This window comes from Neoroseomonas rubea, from assembly GCF_016106015.1.
GTDB classification, from domain to species: Bacteria; Pseudomonadota; Alphaproteobacteria; order Acetobacterales; family Acetobacteraceae; genus Neoroseomonas; species Neoroseomonas rubea.
In genome coordinates this window covers 1-796 of record NZ_JACADQ010000693.1, presented here as the reverse complement: position 1 = coordinate 796, position 796 = coordinate 1, and the positions used below count along the sequence as shown (strand labels likewise).

Here is a 796-nt window from a genome sequence, read left to right as displayed (position 1 = left end):
TCGCACCACCGGCCTTCGCAAGCACCTTGGTGATCGCCGCCGTCAGCGACGTCTTGCCATGGTCCACGTGCCCGATCGTGCCAATGTTGCAGTGCGGCTTCGTCCGCTCGAATTTCGCCTTCGCCATGGCCTGTCCCGCGTCCTCGTTCCGATCCGTCTCTGCACAAAGTCCCGCGGCCGAGATCCGATGGACCCCGATCGCGGGCCAGAAGCCCTTGTCATCGGCGGCCTGCTTGTCCGCTCCGCCCGCCGGTTCCCCGGGGCGCGTCGCGGGCAGGTCACCGGCCCGTCATCGACCCGCGCCGCGCTGGAGCGGGTGACGGGAATCGAACCCGCACAACCAGCTTGGAAGGCTGGGGCTCTACCATTGAGCTACACCCGCGCCGCGAGGCGCCGCGAACCCACCAAGTCCTGCCGCCCGTCCGGGGTAGTCGGCCCCGCGAAGGGCGGGCGGGCGATATGGAGGGGGTTGGATTCGAACCAACGTAGGCGCAAGCCAACGGATTTACAGTCCGTCCCCTTTAGCCACTCGGGCACCCCTCCGCAGCCGCTCGCCCTTCCGGGCTGGCGGGAGCGCCGGGGGTTAAGCCCATGGGCGCGCCGCTGTCAACGGATCAGGGCGGGTTTCCGCCGCGACGCGCCGCAGGCTACATGGCGCCATGCCCCGCCCCCCGAAGCGCCCCGATGCAAGCCGCCCGCGAAGCCCGAAGGGCGCCCCGCCCAAGGGACCGCGCCCGCAGCGCCCCGACGGCCCGCGCGGAGAGGCGCGCAAGCCCTTCGCCGCCGGCGCGCGCCC

1 protein-coding gene and 2 tRNA genes are annotated in these 796 nt (G+C 72.0%); all 3 read right to left on the bottom strand.

Annotation, left to right across the window (positions count from 1 at the left end):
* Positions 1-127: GTP-binding protein (locus HW577_RS25885; RefSeq protein WP_232474794.1), on the bottom strand; the 127-nt coding region annotated here is incomplete at its 3' end.
* Between the two features lie 181 nt (positions 128-308).
* Positions 309-382 (bottom strand) — tRNA-Gly (locus HW577_RS25880).
* A 78-nt stretch (positions 383-460) separates the two neighbouring features.
* Positions 461-543: transfer RNA gene (locus HW577_RS25875), tRNA-Tyr, on the bottom strand.
* Positions 544-796: the final 253 nt, after the last annotated feature.